Here is a 16,127-nt window from a genome sequence, read left to right as displayed (position 1 = left end):
GATGGCACATAAGAAGGGCGCATCGTCCAGCCGGAACGGCCGCGACTCCAATGCTCAGCGGCTCGGCGTCAAGCGCTTCGGCGGCCAGTCCGTCAAGGCGGGCGAGATCCTCATCCGCCAGCGGGGCACCCGCTTCCACCCCGGCGACAACGTCGGCCGCGGTGGCGACGACACCCTGTTCGCGCTGGTCGAGGGCAAGGTGGAGTTCGGTTCGCGGCGCGGCCGCAAGGCCGTGAACATCGTCCCCGCTCCGGCCCCCGCTCAGTAGGGCCGCCGCGGAAGACGCTTCGCGTAGGGCGGGCCAGCACGTTCTGGCCCGCCCTACGCGTGTCGGTACCACCTCACCACCTCAACCACCTCCGAACCGGCACTGCACCGGTAAACACCTTCGGCCGCCTTCGGCACCGCGCGCCTGAGCGGCGCATAGGCTGGTCAGCGGACACCCCGCACGGGAGAGGACACATGCCTGACTTCGTCGACGAAGCGGTCTTGCACATCAAGGCCGGTGACGGCGGGCACGGTTGCGCCTCCGTGCACCGCGAGAAGTTCAAACCGCTGGGCGGCCCCGACGGCGGCAACGGCGGCAACGGCGGCGACGTGGTGCTTGAGGTCGACCGCAACACCGCCACGCTGCTGGACTACCAGCGCCGTCCGCACCGCAAGGCCCAGAACGGCACGCCCGGCCAGGGCGGGCACCGCTCCGGCGGCAACGGCGACGACACCGTGCTCGCGGTACCCGACGGCACCGTGGTCCTCGACTCCGCCGGCGAACTGATCGCCGATCTGGTGGGTGAGGGCACCCGGATGGTCATCGCCGCCGGCGGCAACGGCGGGCTGGGCAACGCGGCACTGGCCTCACCGCGGCGCAAGGCGCCCGGGTTCGCGCTCAAGGGCGAGGCCGGCGAGGAACTCGACATCCGCCTCGAGCTCAAGACCATCGCCGACGCGGGACTGGTCGGATTCCCCAGCGCGGGCAAGTCCTCGCTGATCGCCGCCATGTCGGCCGCCCGCCCCAAAATCGCCGATTACCCCTTCACCACCCTCATCCCCAACCTCGGCGTCGTCGAGGCCGGCAGCAGCCAGTTCGTGGTGGCCGACGTACCCGGGCTGATCCCGGGCGCAAGCGAGGGCCGCGGGCTCGGGCTGGCGTTCCTGCGGCACGTCGAGCGCTGCGCCACGCTGGTGCACGTGCTCGACTGCGCGACCTTTGAACCCGACCGCGACCCCATCAGCGACCTCGACGCCATCGAGGCCGAGCTGGCCGCTTACGGCGAGGCCACCGGCATCGACCTTTCCGACCGGCCGCGCATCGCCGCGCTCAACAAGCTCGACGTGCCCGATGGGCGCGAACTGGCCGACATGGTCGCCCCGATGCTGCGCGAGCGCGGACTGCAGGTGATCGAGGTGTCGGCCGCCACCCGCGACGGTCTGCGCGAACTCTCGTTCGCAATGGCCGAGCAGGTCGAGGCGGCCCGCGCCGCGCGCCCCGCGCCCGAGCCGAGCCGGATCGTGCTGCGCCCCCGCCGCCTCGGCGAGGCCCCCTTCGAGATCGTCGCGCTCGGCGACAACACGTTCCGCGTGCGCGGCAGCAAGCCCGCGCGCTGGGTGCGCCAGACCGATTTCGGCAACGACGAGGCCGTCGGCTACCTCGCCGACCGGCTGAACCGGATCGGCATCGAGGAGGCGCTCGCCGATGCGGGCGCCACCGAGGGCGCCGAAGTCTACATCGGCGACGAAGACAACTCCGTGGTGTTCGACTGGGACCCGTCGATCGATTCCGGCGGCATACCGATCGGCCCGCGCGGCACCGACTCCAGGCTGGGTTGAGGCGGGCGGGAGCGCCGTATGCGCGCTCCCGCCCGCCCGTGTCGCGCGGGGTAGCGGTGGCCCGGCCGCCGATACGACCGATACCCATGGAAAGAAGTGCGACGTGCGCAACGCACAGTCAGAGTCGGAATCGTCCGAAGGGAACGACGCGCAGGACGCGCGCACCGCGGTGACCCGGGCCCGCCGGGTCGTCGTCAAGATCGGGTCTTCATCGCTGACGGCACCCGACGGCAGCATCGACCGGGCGCGGATCGCCGAACTTGCCGGCGTGCTCGCCGAGCGCCGCACCGCCGGAACCGAGGTGGTGCTGGTCTCTTCGGGCGCTATGGCCGCCGGAGCCGCCCCGATGGGTCTGACCCGGCGCCCGCGCGACCTTGCCACGCAGCAGGCGGCGGCAAGCGTCGGCCAAGGGCTGCTCATCGCCCACTACACCGCCGCCTTCGCCGAACACGGCCTCACCGCCGCGCAGGTGCTGCTGACCGTCGAGGACATGATCCGCCGCGTGCAGCACCGCAACGCCCAGCGCACGCTGCGCCGGCTGCTGGACATCGGCGCGATGCCCATCGTCAACGAGAACGACACGGTGGCCACCCACGAGATCCGCTTCGGCGACAACGACCGCCTGGCCGCCCTGGTGGCCCACCTGCTGCGTGCCGACGCACTGGTGCTGCTCTCCGACGTCGACGCCCTCTACGACGGCGACCCCGACCGCCCCGGTACCCGGGCCATCCCCTACATCGCCGACCCCGCCGACCTGGACGGTGCCGACATCGGCAGTACGGGAAAGCGCGGGGTGGGCACGGGCGGCATGGTGACCAAGGTGTCCTCGGCCCGCATCGCCACCGAAGCGGGAGTGCCCACCGTGCTGACCTCGGCCGCCAACGCCCGCGCGGCACTGGCGGGCCGGAGCGTGGGCACACTGTTCGCCGCCAGCACGCGGCGGCGGCCGTCCACCCGGCAACTGTGGCTGGCTCATGCCACCGCCGCGCGCGGCAGTGTGGTGCTGGACCCCGGAGCGGTGCACGCGGTCGCGGGCGGGCGGGCGTCGCTGCTGCCGGCCGGGGTGGTCAAGGTCGAGGGCGACTTTGCCGCCGGCGATCCGGTGGACCTGCGCGGCGAGGACGGCGCCGCGATCGCCCGCGGGCTGGTCAACTACGACGCGGGCGAGATCCCCGACCTGATGGGCCGCTCCACCCGCTGGTTGGCGCGCGAGCTGGGGCCGGGTTACGAACGCGAGATCGTGCACCGCGACGACCTGGTCCTGCTGGAGCACGCCGGCGCCGGCGCCCGGGGCGGCCCCGGATAGGAGCCGGGTAGGAGCGGTCCCGGACCGCGCAGTGGGCGGCCGGGGATACGGACACAGGGTCGGGGCGTTTTCGGGGGACCGATTAAGGCGATCGGTTACCGCGTGCCACCCTCGGCCCGAACCCGCCTGCCAGTAGGGTTGCGGGATGAGGTCCACCACGCACGAGTTCGACACCGAGCTGCGCTACAACGGCCGAGTCGTCACGCTGGGAGCGGTGACCTACCAGGGCCGGACCGTGCTGCACCCCGGACCGGACCGATTCGCACCGTTGCGCCGGTGGGCCCAGGACCTCGCAGACCAGTTGGGCGGCCCCGTCACTTGGCGGGCCAGCTCCGAGGGCGAGGTGGTGGAGGAGGAGACGGTGCACCCCGCTAAGCGCGCGGCCGAGAGGGATCCTGGCCAGGCGTGCTGAGCGGGGCCACCTGCGCTCGCGGCGGCGCATTCGCCCGCGCCGCCGTACTGCGCTCGCTGTTCGCTATGCCGTCGACCGGCGCGTCAGAGTCTGCGAGCGCTCTCGGCTCCGCACTTGGAGCAGTGGAACTTCCTATCGCCTCCTAACACCCAATCGTGTTCTCCTCCGTTGGGACATGCCGACATCGACACCACCTGAGCTCTCGACCGAGCAACCTGGCGCCGTTACCGTATCGGCTGGGCAGCGCGGCTGTCCGCGAAACGGCCAAGCCCGTCGTTGCCGGAGGCGGCCGCAACCGGATGGATACGCTGGAGGCGGCATCCGGGCGCCCAACGCGCCGGGGCCGCCGGGCCATCCAGGCCATCCGGAACATCCGGACCACCTGGATCATCCGGATCACCGCACCTTCCGAGTCCGCTGAACCACCTGGAAAGCGACCAGCACCATGAGCGATACCGAGCGCGATGTCCGTGCCGCGGCCGAACGCGCCCAAGACGCCGCGGCCGCCCTCGCGCCGCTGAGCCGGGCCGTCAAGGACCAGGCGCTGCTGGCTATGGCCGATGCTCTGGCAGCCGATGCGGAGTCCATCGTGGCCGCCAACGGCGAAGACGTCGAGCGCGCCCGCGCCGCCGGCGAGAGCCCGGCCATGCTGGACCGGCTCGCGCTGTCCGCCGAGCGTGTCGGCGACATCGCCGACGCCGTCCGCGATGTCGCCGACCTGCCCGACCCGGTCGGCGGGGTGGTGCGCGGCTCCAGCCTGCCCAACGGGTTGGAACTGCGCCAGGTGCGGGTACCGCTCGGTGTCATCGGCATCATCTACGAGGGCCGGCCCAATGTCACGGCCGACGCCGCCGCCCTGTGCCTCAAGAGCGGCAACGCCGCCCTGCTGCGCGGTTCCTCCTCAGCCCACTCCTCCAATACGCGCATCGTCGAGGTGTTGCGCGGCGCGCTGCACAAGGCCGGGCTGCCGGTGGACGCTGTGCAGCTGGTGCCCGGCGCGGGCCGCGAATCCGCCCAGGCGCTCATGCGGGCCCGCGGGCTGGTGGACGTGCTGATCCCGCGCGGCGGCGGCTCGCTGATCCGGACCGTTGTCAGCGAGTCCACCGTCCCGGTGATCGAGACCGGCGAGGGCAACTGCCACGTCTATGTCGACGACTCCGCCGACACCGACATGGCGCTGGCGGTGGCGGTCAACTCCAAGACCCAGCGGCTGTCGACCTGCAACACCGCTGAGACCCTGCTGGTGCACGCGGCCGCGGCCGACCGCTTCCTGCCGCGGGTGCTGGGTGCGTTGCGCGAGCTGGGTGTCACCGTGCACGGCGACGACCGGGTGTGCGGCTACGACGACTCGGCCGTGCCGGCCACCGAATCCGACTGGGCCGCCGAGTACCTGTCGGCCGACCTGGCGGTGAAGGTGGTCGACTCCCTGGACGACGCGGTCGCCCACATCCGCCGCTACTCGACCAAGCACACCGAGGCCATCATCACCGACTCGCAGACGGCGGCGCGGAGGTTCGTGGCGCAGGTGGACGCGGCGGCGGTCATGGTCAACGCCTCCACCCGCTTCACCGACGGCGGCGAGTTCGGGTTCGGCGCCGAGATCGGCATCTCCACCCAGAAGCTGCACGCCCGCGGCCCCATGGGGCTGGCCGAGATGACCTCGACAAAGTACGTGGTCACCGGCGAGGGCCACGTGCGCTGAGGGCCCGCGCGGCACCGGCCCGGTCGGCCCTGCCCGGGCCGACCGCTCGGCCGCAGACGGGCTCGGCGGTTCGGCGCGGCGGAAGCCCGCTGCGTTCGGGCCGGAGCCCGTGCCGGCGCGTACAGGGCGGGCGCTAGGATGCCGGGATACTCGGCGACCCCCCGTGCTAGGAGCAGCCATGGCCGATGATCCGAGCCGGTCCTTCAACGCCAACGGTTCAGCCGGTTTCGATACGGGTGTGCCTACTGCGGCCCGTGTCTATGACGTGATGCTGGAGGGCAAGGACAACTACGCGGCCGACCGCCAGGTCGCGCGCGCCAGCCTGGACGTGATGCCCGAGCTCAAAGAGATCGCGATCCACAACCGCGAAATGCTGCACCGCGTGGTGCGCCACCTGGCCACCGAAGAGGGCATCACGCAGTTCGTGGACCTGGGTTCGGGGCTGCCCACCGCACGCAACACCCACGAGGTCGCCCAGGAGGCCAACTCCGCGGCCAAGGTCGTCTACGTCGACATCGACCCGCTGGTGGCGGTGCACGGGCGGGCGATCCTCGGCGGCGACAGCAACACCGAGGTGGTCACGGCCGATCTGCGCGAGCCCGCCCGGGTGCTGGCCGATCCCGCGGTGCGCGCCCTGATCGACTTCGACCGCCCGGTGTGCGTGATGCTCTGCGGGATCCTGCACCACATCCTCGACGAGGAGGACCCCCAGGGGATCGTGTCGGCGCTGGTCGACGCGGTGGTGCCCGGCTCGTTCTTCTTCATCACCAACTTCACCCGGCTGGGCGATGCGCCCGAGAGCGCCGAGCTGGAGCGGGTGCTGCTCAGCCAGCTCGGTACGGGGCGGGTGCGCACCACCGAGGAGCTGGATGCGTTCTTCGGCGGCCTTAAGCTGCTGCCGCCGGGGGTGGTGCCGCTGCCGCTGTGGCGGCCCGATGGCATCGTCCGCGACAGCACATCGGTGGCGGCCCGGTTCATGACGGGCGGGGTCGCCCGCAAACCCTGACCCGGCCGCCGCGGGTGCCGGCAAGCGGTATCCGCGGCGGCCGGGCCGGGGAGCGGCCGGCAGGCCGCCCGAGGGCGCGGCGGGCAGCGCGGGTCAGGAAGCCGAGCCGCCGTTGCCGTCGTTGCGGCGCTGCCCCGCGTTCTTCCAGCGCTCGGCGACGGAGTCGAAGATCCGCCCACTGGTGTTGGCCGCGCTGCCGGCGACGTCGCGCAGCGTGCCCACCAGCGGGTCCTCCGAGCGTCCCCACGCTTCCTTGTAGTGGTTGGCGGCGCTGCGGGCCTCGTCGCCGACGGAGGCGTCCTTGTCGGCATCGCGGCGCGGGTAGTCGCCGTCGAGGATGCGCTGGTAGGCGCCGTCTTCGAGCCAGCGGTTCAGCTCGGCCATGCGGATGACCGCGAACGGGTGGGTCTGGCCCATGGTGCTGAGCAGCTTGATCAGGCTGTCGCGGGCGTCGCCGCCGCTCTCGTACTCGCGGGCCTGCTCCATGAAGGAGTCGGGGTTCATCTCGGCGAGCCGCGAGCCGCCGGCCAGCTTCATCAGTGCCCGCTTGGCGGCCTCGGGGTCCTGGCCCGCGAGCACGCCCGCGCGGTCGCAGGAGAGTTCGGATTTGCGGTACCACTCCTCCAGCGCGATGACGATCGCGCTGATGCCGATGAAGCCCAGCGGGATCCAGGCCACGCGCAGGGCGAGGCGGACCAGCGCGAGCAGCATGGTGCGGTAGACGGCGTGTCCGGAGAGGATGTGGCCGACCTCGTGACCGACGACGAACCGCTGCTCCTCGGGGTCGAGGAGGTCGAACAGCCCGGTGGTCATCACGATGAACGGCTTGCTGCTGCCGATCGCCATGGCGTTCGGCTTGGGGTTCATCTGGATGTAGAGCTCGGGGACCTCATCGAGGTCCAGGATGTAGGCGGCGTCGCGGACGTAGTTGTGAACCTCGGGGAACTGCTGTTCGTTCACCCGGACGGCGCTGGAGAGGAACATCAGGCGCAGGGCGCGTTCGTTGAACATGCCGGACAGGCGCTTGAAGACCTCGTCGAAGCCCCGCAGCGAGCGCAGGGCGACCAGCGCGCCGCGGTCGGCCGGATGCTCGTACGCCCGCGAGCTGATGTTCTCGAAACGGACCCGTGCACGGTCTGGAGCGTTGGTGGTCATGTCGGCATGCTATGCGGCGCCGGTGCCCGATGCCACGGTTTCGGCGGTTCGAGATATGACGCGATTTTGCGCCGGGTCCGGGTAGCTGCTGACGGGGAGAGGACAGCGGTCGGCTAACCTCGGGATAGTCCGCGGTATCCCCATCATCGGTAGTAAAACGGTGCAAACCGCAGGTGCGGTGGCGGTGCCGGCGGACCGATCAGTACACGCAGGAAACGGAGCGGCACGTGCGCAACGAACCGGGGGTGCTCTCCACTGCAGAGCAGCGGCGCCGGAACCCCCACCGCGTGGGCGTCATGGGCGGTACGTTCGATCCCATCCACCACGGGCACCTGGTGGCGGCCAGCGAGGTCGCCCACCTGTTCCACCTGGACGAGGTGGTCTTCGTGCCCACCGGGCAGCCTTACCAAAAGGACCTCACGCAGGTGACCTCGGCCGAAGACCGCTACCTGATGACTGTCATCGCCACCGCCGAGAACCCGCAGTTCAGCGTGAGCCGGATGGAGATCGACCGCGGCGGCCCGACCTACACCATCGACACCCTGCGTGAAATGCGCCAGCTCTATGGAACCGACGTCGAGATGTTCTTCATCACCGGCGCCGACGCATTGGGCGCTATCCTGAGCTGGCAGAACGTGGATGAACTCTTTGAACTGGCGCATTTCGTAGGCTGTAACCGCCCCGGCCACCGGCTGACCGATCCAGGTCTGCCCGACGGCAAGGTCAGCCTCGTAGAGGTTCCGGCCCTGTCGATCTCATCCACCGAGTGCCGGGAACGCGTCCGCAAGGGCGAGCCCATCTGGTACCTGGTACCCGACGGCATCGTCCGCTACATCAACAAGACCGGGCTCTACCTCGACGACGCGACAGCGGGGTAGCACCCGAGGGAGGCTGCTGCTACATCGTGTCCGCCACCGACCGGGCCGTCGGGCTCGTCAACATCGCCGCTGAAGCGGCCGCCGACAAGCTCGCCCAGGAGATCATCGCCTACGACGTCAGCGAACAGCTGGTGATCACCGACGCGTTCGTGCTGTGCTCGGCCCCCAACGACCGCCAAGTGCGCTCCATCGTCGAGGAGGTCGAGGAACGCCTGCGCGAGCAGGGCGGGGTCAAGCCGGTCCGCCGCGAAGGCGAACGCGACGGGCGCTGGGTGCTGCTGGACTACGCCGACGTCGTCGTCCACATCCAGCATGAAGAGGAACGCGGCCACTACGGCCTGGAGCGGTTGTGGAAGGACTGCCCGCAGATCACCCTGCCCGAAACCGCCCGCGGGCGCTGGCGCGCCGACCCCGACGACACCGAAGGCGCATGAGCGGGCCCCGCGGCGGCGCGTCCGGCGGTGCCGGCGCAGGTGCCATCAGCAGGGAGGCCGCCCGTGCCTGAGACCCGCCGAGTCGTCTGCTGGCGCCACGGCCAGACCGCATGGAACGCCGAGAAACGGTTCCAGGGCCAGACCGATATCGCGCTCAACGAGCACGGGATCGCCCAAGCGCAGCGCGCCGCTGCGCTGCTGGCGCGGCTGAGGCCCGATGCCGTGGTCTCCTCGGACCTGAACCGCGCCGCTGCGACCGCCCGGGTCCTCGGCGAGGCCACCGGGCTCGAAATCATCTCCGACAAGGGGCTGCGGGAGCGCTACGGCGGTGAGTGGGAAGGGCTGACCACCGCCGAGATCCGCCGGAACTGGCCCGAAGAGGACGCCCGCATGGAACCGCCCGGCGGCGAGGACATCGGCGCCGTGGGGGAGCGGGTGATGGACGCCATCGAGCGCGGGCTCGCGCTCGTGCCCGAGGACGGGCTGCTGGTGGCCGTGGGCCACGGGGCGGCCCTGCGCGCCGGCATCAACCGCATGCTCGGCCTGCCGCCCGACCGGCGCCAGGCACTGGGGCCGCTGGGCAACTGCTCCTGGTCCCTGCTGGGTCCCCTGCCGGCCGGCGGCTGGCGGCTGCTGGAGCACAACGCCGCAAGCCTGCCGGAACCCCGCACCCTCAGCGACGACCGCTGAACCTGGCCGGGATTCGGGCGGGGGCGGCGGCAGGACCGGGCCGCGCGGCTGCGGGGGAGCGGCCGGGCACGGGCGTCCGTTTCGACGGCGGCGCCGGAGTCCGATAGAGTCGGTCCCGGCGCCGCGCAGTCTCATGCGGTGCCCACGCAGGGGCTATGGCGCAGTCGGTAGCGCGCCTCCATGGCATGGAGGAGGTCTGGGGTTCGAATCCCCATAGCTCCACTCGGCTCGACTCTGGGACGACCCTGCTCACGGCTTCGCCGTATCGCCGGGTCGTCTCGTTGTTTCTTTCGGGGGGCAACCCCCGAACCCCCGATGGGACCCACTCTGGGACGGCCCTGCTCACGGCTTCGCCGTATCGCCGGGTCGTCTCGTTGTTTCTTTCGGGGGGCGACCCCCGAACCCCCGATGGGACCCACTCTGGGACGACCCTGCTTATTGGGGCGGTGTGCGGAAACGAGCGTGCGGTTGTGCCGTGGTCCGGCGCCGGACCACGGCACAACCGCACGCTCAGGGGCGCGGCATGGGTCAGGCTCCTGCTGCGAGGCGGCGGATGACGTCGGCGGCCGGGCCGGTGGTGGCGCTGCGCCAGCCGGTGCCGGCCCAGAGGTGGAGGCGGTCGGTGTCGCCGGCTCGCCCAGCGGCCTGGCGGAGGGCGCGGGTGAGGTGGTGGACGGCCGGGTAGGCGTTCAGGCCCGCTCCGTGGTGGCGGTCGACGAACCCGTTGCGCAGTGCGCGGGCGGGCCGGCCGGTGAATGCGCGGGTCAGGACGGTCTCGGTAAACCTGGGGTCGCCGAGGGCCCGCTTGTGGGCGGGGGAGGTGCCGGCCTCGTCGGTGCGCAGCAGCAGCGTCCCGACCGCGGCGGCCTGGGCCCCGGCCTCAAGGATCCGGCGTACGGCCGCGGGGCCGTCGACGCCGCCGGCGGCGATGACGGGCAGGTCCACCGCCTCCAGCACGCGGCGAACAAGGGCCGCGGTGTCGACATGGCCGGGGGTGCCGGCGGGGTCGAAGGTTGCACTGTGCCCGCCCGCGTCGGGCCCTTGGACGACGAGCCCGTCGACACCGGCCTCCCGGGCGAGACGGGCCTCGTCCGGCGAGGTCACGCTGGCGAGCACCCGGCTGCCCGCGCTCTGCATCGCGCGGATGTCGGCCGGGTCGGGCAGCCCGAAGGTCAGCGACACCACCGGGACCGGGTGCTCGACCAACAGGGCGAGCCTCTCGCGCCACCGGTCGTCGTCGGCGGCGGGAACGGGATCGAGCTGCAGGCCGTACTCATCGGCCTCCGCCTGCAGCTCTGCGGCGTAGGCGGCGAACGCGGCCTGGTCCACGGCATCCGCGGCGGGCACGAACAGGTTCACACCGAACCCGGCACCGAGCGTGCGGGCCTCGTCGATCTCGGCGGCCAAGGCTTCAGGGGCCTTGTACCCGCCGGCGAGGAACGGGAAGCCGCCGGCGGACGCCACGGCGCGCGCCAAGGCGACCGTCGAGGGGCCGCCCGCCATGGGCGCGGCCACGATCGGCGCTCGGGAGTCCAGGAGAGGAGCGGGCATGCGTGCTTCCTTTCAGCGGTTGAGGGGCGGCTCCGAGCCCCCGCAGCACGGTCCGCTCCTGCGGGAGCGCCACCGCGCCGGCCCGGACACGCGGCGCGCTGCGGCCGAGCGCGGGCACGGGCATCGCGGCGAACGCGCCCACGGGACATCAAGCGCGGTTCGCGGGGGCGAGCGTGGCCGGCAGCTGCGCCGGCACCCGTGCCTGCGCCTGCATCGACGGCAGGATGAGAGGGAACACGAACCGGTCGGCACTGGCCCCGGCGGAGAGCGTGGCCGCCGCCTGCACCGCGACCGCCCGCTTCGCCCCTGACCCCTGCCGCGCTCGCCACCGCCCGTCTCCCGCCCTCCACGGCCTGCCGCCCTTGCATACCACTCCGACGCTACGCATCCTGGCGGCCGAAGGGAATTGCCCGCTGCGCATCATCTATGCTCGCGAGACATGGATGTGGAGCTGCGGCACCTGCGGGCGTTCGCCGCGGTCGCCGAGAACCTGTCCTTCACGGCGGCCGGCCGGCAACTGCTCGTCACTCAGCCGGCCCTGACCCGCACGATCCAGCAGCTTGAGCAGGTCCTGGAGGTCACGCTCCTGGAACGCTCGTCCCGCTCGGTGCGGCTGACCGAGGCAGGGCACGCGTTCCTCGCACGGGCCCGGTCGGTGCTGCGCGACCTCGACGTCGCCGTGGCGCAGGCGCGCGGAGAGCGCGAGCTGAGAGTCGGGTTCGCCTGGGGGCTGCCCGATCCGTGGGCCGGCGACCTCGTCTCGGCCTTCGAGGAGACGACCGGGGCCACAGCGCGCCTCATGCGCCGCGACGACCTCGAGTCCGCGCTCCAGCGGGGCGACGTCGACATCGCGATCGCGCGGCACCGCCTCGCGAGCGAAACGGCGACCACTCTCACCCTGTTCGAGGAGCAGCGCGTCGCGGCTGTGAGCCGCCGCTCGCCCCTCGCGGGCCGGGACCGCTTCACCTGGAACGAGCTGGCCGAGCACCCCGTCGTCATCAACGCCGGCAGCGGCAGCACCCAGCCCGGTCTGTGGGACGCCGAGCACCGCCCGGCGCGCGTGGTCGAGTGCGGCAACTACGATGAGTGGGTCGCCCTCGTTGCCGCCGACCGCGGCGTCGGGGCGACCGCGCTGTCGGCCGCGTATGCGAACGCCCCCGCCGGCATCGAGTTCGTCCCCCTTGAGGACGCGCCGCCCGCGGCGCTGCGCCTGGCCTGGGTCCCCAGCCGGGCCGGAGCGCTACTCAGGCGGTTCGTCGAGGCGGCCATCGCCCAGGGGCGGCCCCGGCCACGTTGACGCTTCGCGGTGGCCGCTAAGCGCCAGCACGCCGCGCCCGCCGCTGTGTTCGCGCGTGCGGGCGTTCCCGCGAGCGGGCGGGGACGGGCGGTTGCAGCTCGTTTCACTCGGCCCGGGTGCGAGTCCGCCGGTGAACGGGTCCAGCGGTCCCCCGGCGCGCGCTCCGGATCCGTCCGGCCCGGTGGTGGCGGCGAGGGCGGAGGCCGCGGCGGTCACGTCCACGGCGCCCAGGTCTGTACGCGCTCGCGCAGGGTACCGCTGCGCCCGCTCCGGCCACCGCGACCGGTACCCGCATCGACCGGGGAGCGCAGGCGCTGTCATCCTCTGCAGCCGTGTCCGGCGCGGGTTGCCAACGGCGATCCAGTAACTACACTGCACGGTGCAGTGTAATAACGAAAGGATCGCCATGACCGACGTATCCACCACCGACGTCCTCATCATCGGAGCCGGCCCCACCGGCCTGACCCTGGCGTGCGACCTCGCCCGCCGCGGCGTCGCCTGCCGCATCGTCGAGCAGGCCCCGGAACCCAACCGCGCATCCAAGGGCAAGAAGATCAACTCCCGCTCCATCGAGGTGTTCGACGACCTCGGCGCCGTCGAACACGTGCTGCGCACCGGCACCGCCGAGCTACCCATCCGCTTCCACGAACGCTCCGGCACGGTCACCGAACGGCCTCCGATCGGCACCCGCGCCGACGAATCGAGCTGCACGCCCTACCCCGACGGGCTGTGGCTCGGCCAGTTCGACACCGAGTACGCGCTGCGGCGACGGCTCGCAGAACTCGGCGGGGCAGTAGAGTTCGGCGCCGAAGCGGTCGACCTCGACCAGGACGAATCCGGCGCCACCACCCTCCTGCGTACCCCCGAAGGCGACCGGAGCGTCCGCGCCCGCTACGTGGTGGCGGCCGACGGCGGCAAAAGCACCACCCGCAAGCTGGCCGGGCTGCCCATGGTCGGCGAGACCATCGAGCAGCAGCGCTGGTACCTGGGCGACGTCACCGTGCCGGCCCTGGACCGCAGCCGCATGCACATCTGGCCGTCCGAACACGGCATGCTCGGCCTCACCCCGCTGCCCGGCAGCGACCTGTGGCAGTTCCAAAGCCCGATCCCGGCGGGCGTCGAACCCGGTACCCCGTCCCTGGAGTGGTATCAGCAGCTGTTCGACGAACGCGCGGGCGAAGGCGCCGTCGTGCTGGATAGCGCGACGTGGCTGTCGGTGTACCAGGTCAACGTCCGCATGGTGGAGGACTACCGCAGCGGCCGCGTCCTGCTCGCCGGGGACGCCGCCCACGTCCACCCGCCCGCGGGCGGCCAGGGCATGAACACCGGCATCCAGGATGCCTACAACCTCGGCTGGAAACTCGCCAGTGTGCTCGGCGGCGGCGCCCTGCCGGACCTGCTGGACACCTACAGCGCCGAGCGCATGCCGGTGGCCCGCACCGTGCTCGCGGTGAGCACCCGGAAGATGTCCGAGACCATGGACAAGGCGGATCGCAGCACCGAAGACGGACTGGGCTCGGCAATCGCCGACATCTCCGACGAATGGACGACCGGGCTGGGCATCCACTACCGCACCGGCCCGCTCGCCTACAGCGGCGGAGCGCAAACCCCGGCCGGCCCGGCGGCCGGCGACCGGGCACCCAACGTCAGCGGGCTGGAGGGCGAACAGGGCACCCGCGAACTGTTCGACCTCATGCGCGGACCGCACTGGACGGTGCTCCTCCACGAGCACACCGAACCGGTCGTCTTCGACCAAGCCGACCCGGCCCTCCTGCAGGTGCACCGCATCGGGTCGGCCCCGGCCGGCGCCATCGCCGACGGCAAGGGCGAGTTCCAACGCATCTACCGGCCCGTCCCGGGCGAGCTGATCTTCATCCGGCCGGACGGCTACATCGCGGCCCGTACCCCGGCCGACCAGGTGTCCGGCGTCGTGGAACACCTGGCCGCGTTCCGGTCGCACGGCAGCCGCGTCCACTACGCATAGCACCGGTGCACCCGGCCCCGGCCTCTGCCGCGCCAGGTGCGCAGCAGGCGCGACCGGACGCGGCCGGACGCGGCCGGGGTGCGGCCGCGCAGCGCAGCCGCCCGGAGCGAGCGGGCGGTGCGGCGGTGCGGCCATCCGCTCGGCTCGGCACCTCGCACGCCCAGACGAGTCCAGAAAGGCGTCACGACCGCTTCATGCACACAAACGGTATTGATAACAGCCCGCCCGAAAAAGCCCCGGAAGGTCCGCCTGCAGACCCGCCCGAATCGCCGGACGCCGGCAAGCACACGCGCTGGAGCGCCCTGCTGTTCAGCCAGTTGGTCGCGCTGATCGTGGTCAACGCCCTGGCCGACACGGTCGTCCTGGCGCCGACCCAGGTCCTTCCCCAGATGCTCGAACACTTCGGCACCGACCAAGCGGCGTGGCTAAGCTCCAGCGCGACGCTGGCGGGAGCGATGTGGGCGCCGCTGATCGGAAAGAGCGCCGACATCTACGGCAAACGCAGAATGCTCGTAATCACGCTGCTCACCGCCGGAATCGGCTCCCTCATCTGCCTCGCGGCGCCCAACATCTGGGTGTTCGTCTTCGGTCGGCTGGTGCAGGGAGCCGCCGTGGCCGCGATGTTCCTCTCGATGGCGATCGTCCGCGACCTCTGCGCACCCCGCATCGCGATGCCCATCGTCGGCATCGTGGGTACCGGCGCCGGGGTCCTCGGCATCGGGACCCCGTTCATCTACGAGGTGCTCTCCGCGGAGTTCGGCTACCGGGTCGTGTTCGTGGCCGCGGCGCTGATCGCGGTCATCGCGGTGCTCGGTGTACGCGCCCTCATCCCCAGGTCCACGAACAGGACACCGGGCACCGTCGACGTCGCCGGCGCGGTGATGCTGGGCGGAGGTCTGGCAGCGGTCCTCAGCTACATCAGCCTCGGTCCGGAGTTCGGCTGGCTCGCTTTGGGGCCGCTTATCGTCCTCGGCGGCGGTATTGCGGCGCTCGCCAGGTGGTACTTGGTGTCGAGCCGGAAACCCGAACCGGTGATCGACATCCGCAGCCTGAACCGGCCGCTGGTGCTCACGTTCCTCGTGCTCGTCCTCGGAGCCGGTACCGTCCGGGCGATCGACCCGATCGTCAGCATCCTCGCGCACGTCTCGCCGGATGAGCAGCTCGGCTACGGGCTCGCCGGCCCTCCCGGCATAGTCGGCCTGCTGTTCGGCCTGCCGGGCATCGGCATCATGATCGGCGGCCCGCTGGCCGGCTGGGTCGCCACCCGCATCGGGCCGCCCGCGACACTGGCCGCGGGCGTGGCCATCGGCACGGTGGGCACCATCGGGATGTTCGCGGGGGCCACCAACCTCTACGCCGCGCTGTTCTTCTCCATGCTGATGGCTTTCGCGGCGGGAACGCTCATGACATCCGGGTTCAACATGATGGCGATCCACGCGCGCGCCGAACAGCAGGCGGTCATGTCCAGCCTCGTCATCGTCATGCTGGCGACCAGTTCCGTGGTCATGAGCTTTCTGGTCTCGGCGCTGCTCTCGGCCACCGACGCGACCGTCGCCGGAGAGAACGTGCAGACGGCGACTGGGGTGTACGGCAGCATCGGCATCCTCACCGGTTTCTACGTGCTCGCCGCCGTGGCCGCAGCGGTCCTGGTGCGGAGGCTGGGCACCACGTCGGCCTACCGCAACTAGACACGGGCTCCGCGCACCCGCACGCAGAAGCCGCGGGCGGGTGCGCGGCTGCCCTGCGGTGCTGAACCACCTGCGCCGTTGGGCCGCAGCGGCGGCCGGAACCGCATCCGGGAGATGATATAAAGGTGAACACACGGGGCTATGGCGCAGTCGGTAGCGCGCCTCCATGGCATGGAGGAGGTCTGGGGTTCGAATCC

At 71.7% G+C, this 16,127-nt stretch carries 14 protein-coding genes and 1 tRNA gene; 13 read left to right on the top strand and 2 right to left on the bottom strand.

Going from position 1 to position 16,127, the window contains the following annotated elements; all coding sequences use genetic code 11:
• Position 1 precedes the first annotated feature (1 nt).
• The 6 genes from rpmA to ACYVD5_RS15595 all read left to right on the top strand — a co-directional run bounded on the left by rpmA (position 2) and on the right by ACYVD5_RS15595 (position 6,253).
• The gene (gene rpmA / locus ACYVD5_RS15620; protein WP_461001770.1) at positions 2 to 268 is read left to right on the top strand and encodes a 50S ribosomal protein L27; all 267 of its coding nucleotides are present in this window, start codon (positions 2 to 4) and stop codon (positions 266 to 268) included.
• A gap of 194 nt (positions 269 to 462) precedes the next feature.
• Positions 463 to 1,827 (top strand): GTPase ObgE, encoded by a 1,365-nt coding sequence (gene obgE, locus ACYVD5_RS15615; protein WP_461001769.1) that lies wholly within the window; start codon positions 463 to 465, stop codon positions 1,825 to 1,827.
• Between the two features lie 103 nt (positions 1,828 to 1,930).
• Complete coding sequence (gene proB, locus ACYVD5_RS15610; protein ID WP_461001768.1) at positions 1,931 to 3,133, top strand: glutamate 5-kinase; 1,203 nt, start codon at positions 1,931 to 1,933, stop codon at positions 3,131 to 3,133.
• A gap of 145 nt (positions 3,134 to 3,278) precedes the next feature.
• Entirely contained in the window at positions 3,279 to 3,545 is a 267-nt protein-coding gene (locus ACYVD5_RS15605; protein ID WP_461001767.1) for a hypothetical protein, read from the top strand.
• Between the two features lie 445 nt (positions 3,546 to 3,990).
• Positions 3,991 to 5,247 (top strand): glutamate-5-semialdehyde dehydrogenase, encoded by a 1,257-nt coding sequence (locus ACYVD5_RS15600; protein WP_461001766.1) that lies wholly within the window; start codon positions 3,991 to 3,993, stop codon positions 5,245 to 5,247.
• Between the two features lie 178 nt (positions 5,248 to 5,425).
• Positions 5,426 to 6,253 (top strand): SAM-dependent methyltransferase, encoded by an 828-nt coding sequence (locus ACYVD5_RS15595; protein ID WP_461001765.1) that lies wholly within the window; start codon positions 5,426 to 5,428, stop codon positions 6,251 to 6,253.
• Positions 6,254 to 6,346: 93 nt separating this feature from the next.
• Here the strand turns inward: ACYVD5_RS15595 and ACYVD5_RS15590 are convergent, their stop codons facing one another.
• On the bottom strand, positions 6,347 to 7,408 hold the full coding sequence (locus ACYVD5_RS15590; protein ID WP_461001764.1) for a M48 family metallopeptidase: 1,062 nt from the start codon (positions 7,406 to 7,408) through the stop codon (positions 6,347 to 6,349).
• A gap of 296 nt (positions 7,409 to 7,704) precedes the next feature.
• Between ACYVD5_RS15590 and nadD the strand changes: the two genes are divergently transcribed.
• The 4 genes from nadD to ACYVD5_RS15570 all read left to right on the top strand — a co-directional run bounded on the left by nadD (position 7,705) and on the right by ACYVD5_RS15570 (position 9,632).
• The gene (gene nadD / locus ACYVD5_RS15585; protein ID WP_461001835.1) at positions 7,705 to 8,286 is read left to right on the top strand and encodes a nicotinate-nucleotide adenylyltransferase; all 582 of its coding nucleotides are present in this window, start codon (positions 7,705 to 7,707) and stop codon (positions 8,284 to 8,286) included.
• 26 nt (positions 8,287 to 8,312) lie between these two features.
• Complete coding sequence (gene rsfS, locus ACYVD5_RS15580; RefSeq protein WP_461001763.1) at positions 8,313 to 8,720, top strand: ribosome silencing factor; 408 nt, start codon at positions 8,313 to 8,315, stop codon at positions 8,718 to 8,720.
• Positions 8,721 to 8,783: 63 nt separating this feature from the next.
• Positions 8,784 to 9,410, top strand: coding sequence for a histidine phosphatase family protein (locus ACYVD5_RS15575; RefSeq protein WP_461001762.1), 627 nt, complete (start codon positions 8,784 to 8,786; stop codon positions 9,408 to 9,410).
• Positions 9,411 to 9,559: 149 nt separating this feature from the next.
• A tRNA-Ala gene (locus tag ACYVD5_RS15570) sits at positions 9,560 to 9,632 on the top strand.
• A 306-nt stretch (positions 9,633 to 9,938) separates the two neighbouring features.
• Here the strand turns inward: ACYVD5_RS15570 and ACYVD5_RS15565 are convergent.
• Positions 9,939 to 10,961 (bottom strand): NAD(P)H-dependent flavin oxidoreductase, encoded by a 1,023-nt coding sequence (locus ACYVD5_RS15565; RefSeq protein WP_461001761.1) that lies wholly within the window; start codon positions 10,959 to 10,961, stop codon positions 9,939 to 9,941.
• Positions 10,962 to 11,400: 439 nt separating this feature from the next.
• Between ACYVD5_RS15565 and ACYVD5_RS15560 the strand changes: the two genes are divergently transcribed.
• From ACYVD5_RS15560 to ACYVD5_RS15550, 3 genes are all read left to right on the top strand, one after another.
• A complete protein-coding gene (locus ACYVD5_RS15560) occupies positions 11,401 to 12,258 on the top strand; it encodes a LysR family transcriptional regulator (protein WP_461001760.1) in 858 nt (285 codons plus the stop codon).
• Between the two features lie 406 nt (positions 12,259 to 12,664).
• Positions 12,665 to 14,242: an FAD-dependent monooxygenase gene (locus ACYVD5_RS15555; RefSeq protein ID WP_461001759.1), complete on the top strand. Its 1,578-nt coding sequence runs from the start codon at positions 12,665 to 12,667 to the stop codon at positions 14,240 to 14,242.
• A gap of 194 nt (positions 14,243 to 14,436) precedes the next feature.
• Positions 14,437 to 15,930 carry an MFS transporter gene (locus ACYVD5_RS15550; RefSeq protein ID WP_461001758.1) on the top strand — a complete coding sequence of 498 codons (1,494 nt, stop codon included), beginning with the start codon at positions 14,437 to 14,439 and terminating at the stop codon, positions 15,928 to 15,930.
• The last annotated feature ends 197 nt before the right edge of the window (positions 15,931 to 16,127 follow it).

It is taken from the genome of Streptomonospora sediminis, from assembly GCF_054778995.1.
Note: the sequence above shows the minus strand (reverse complement) of the source record. Positions and strands in the feature narration are given on the sequence as shown.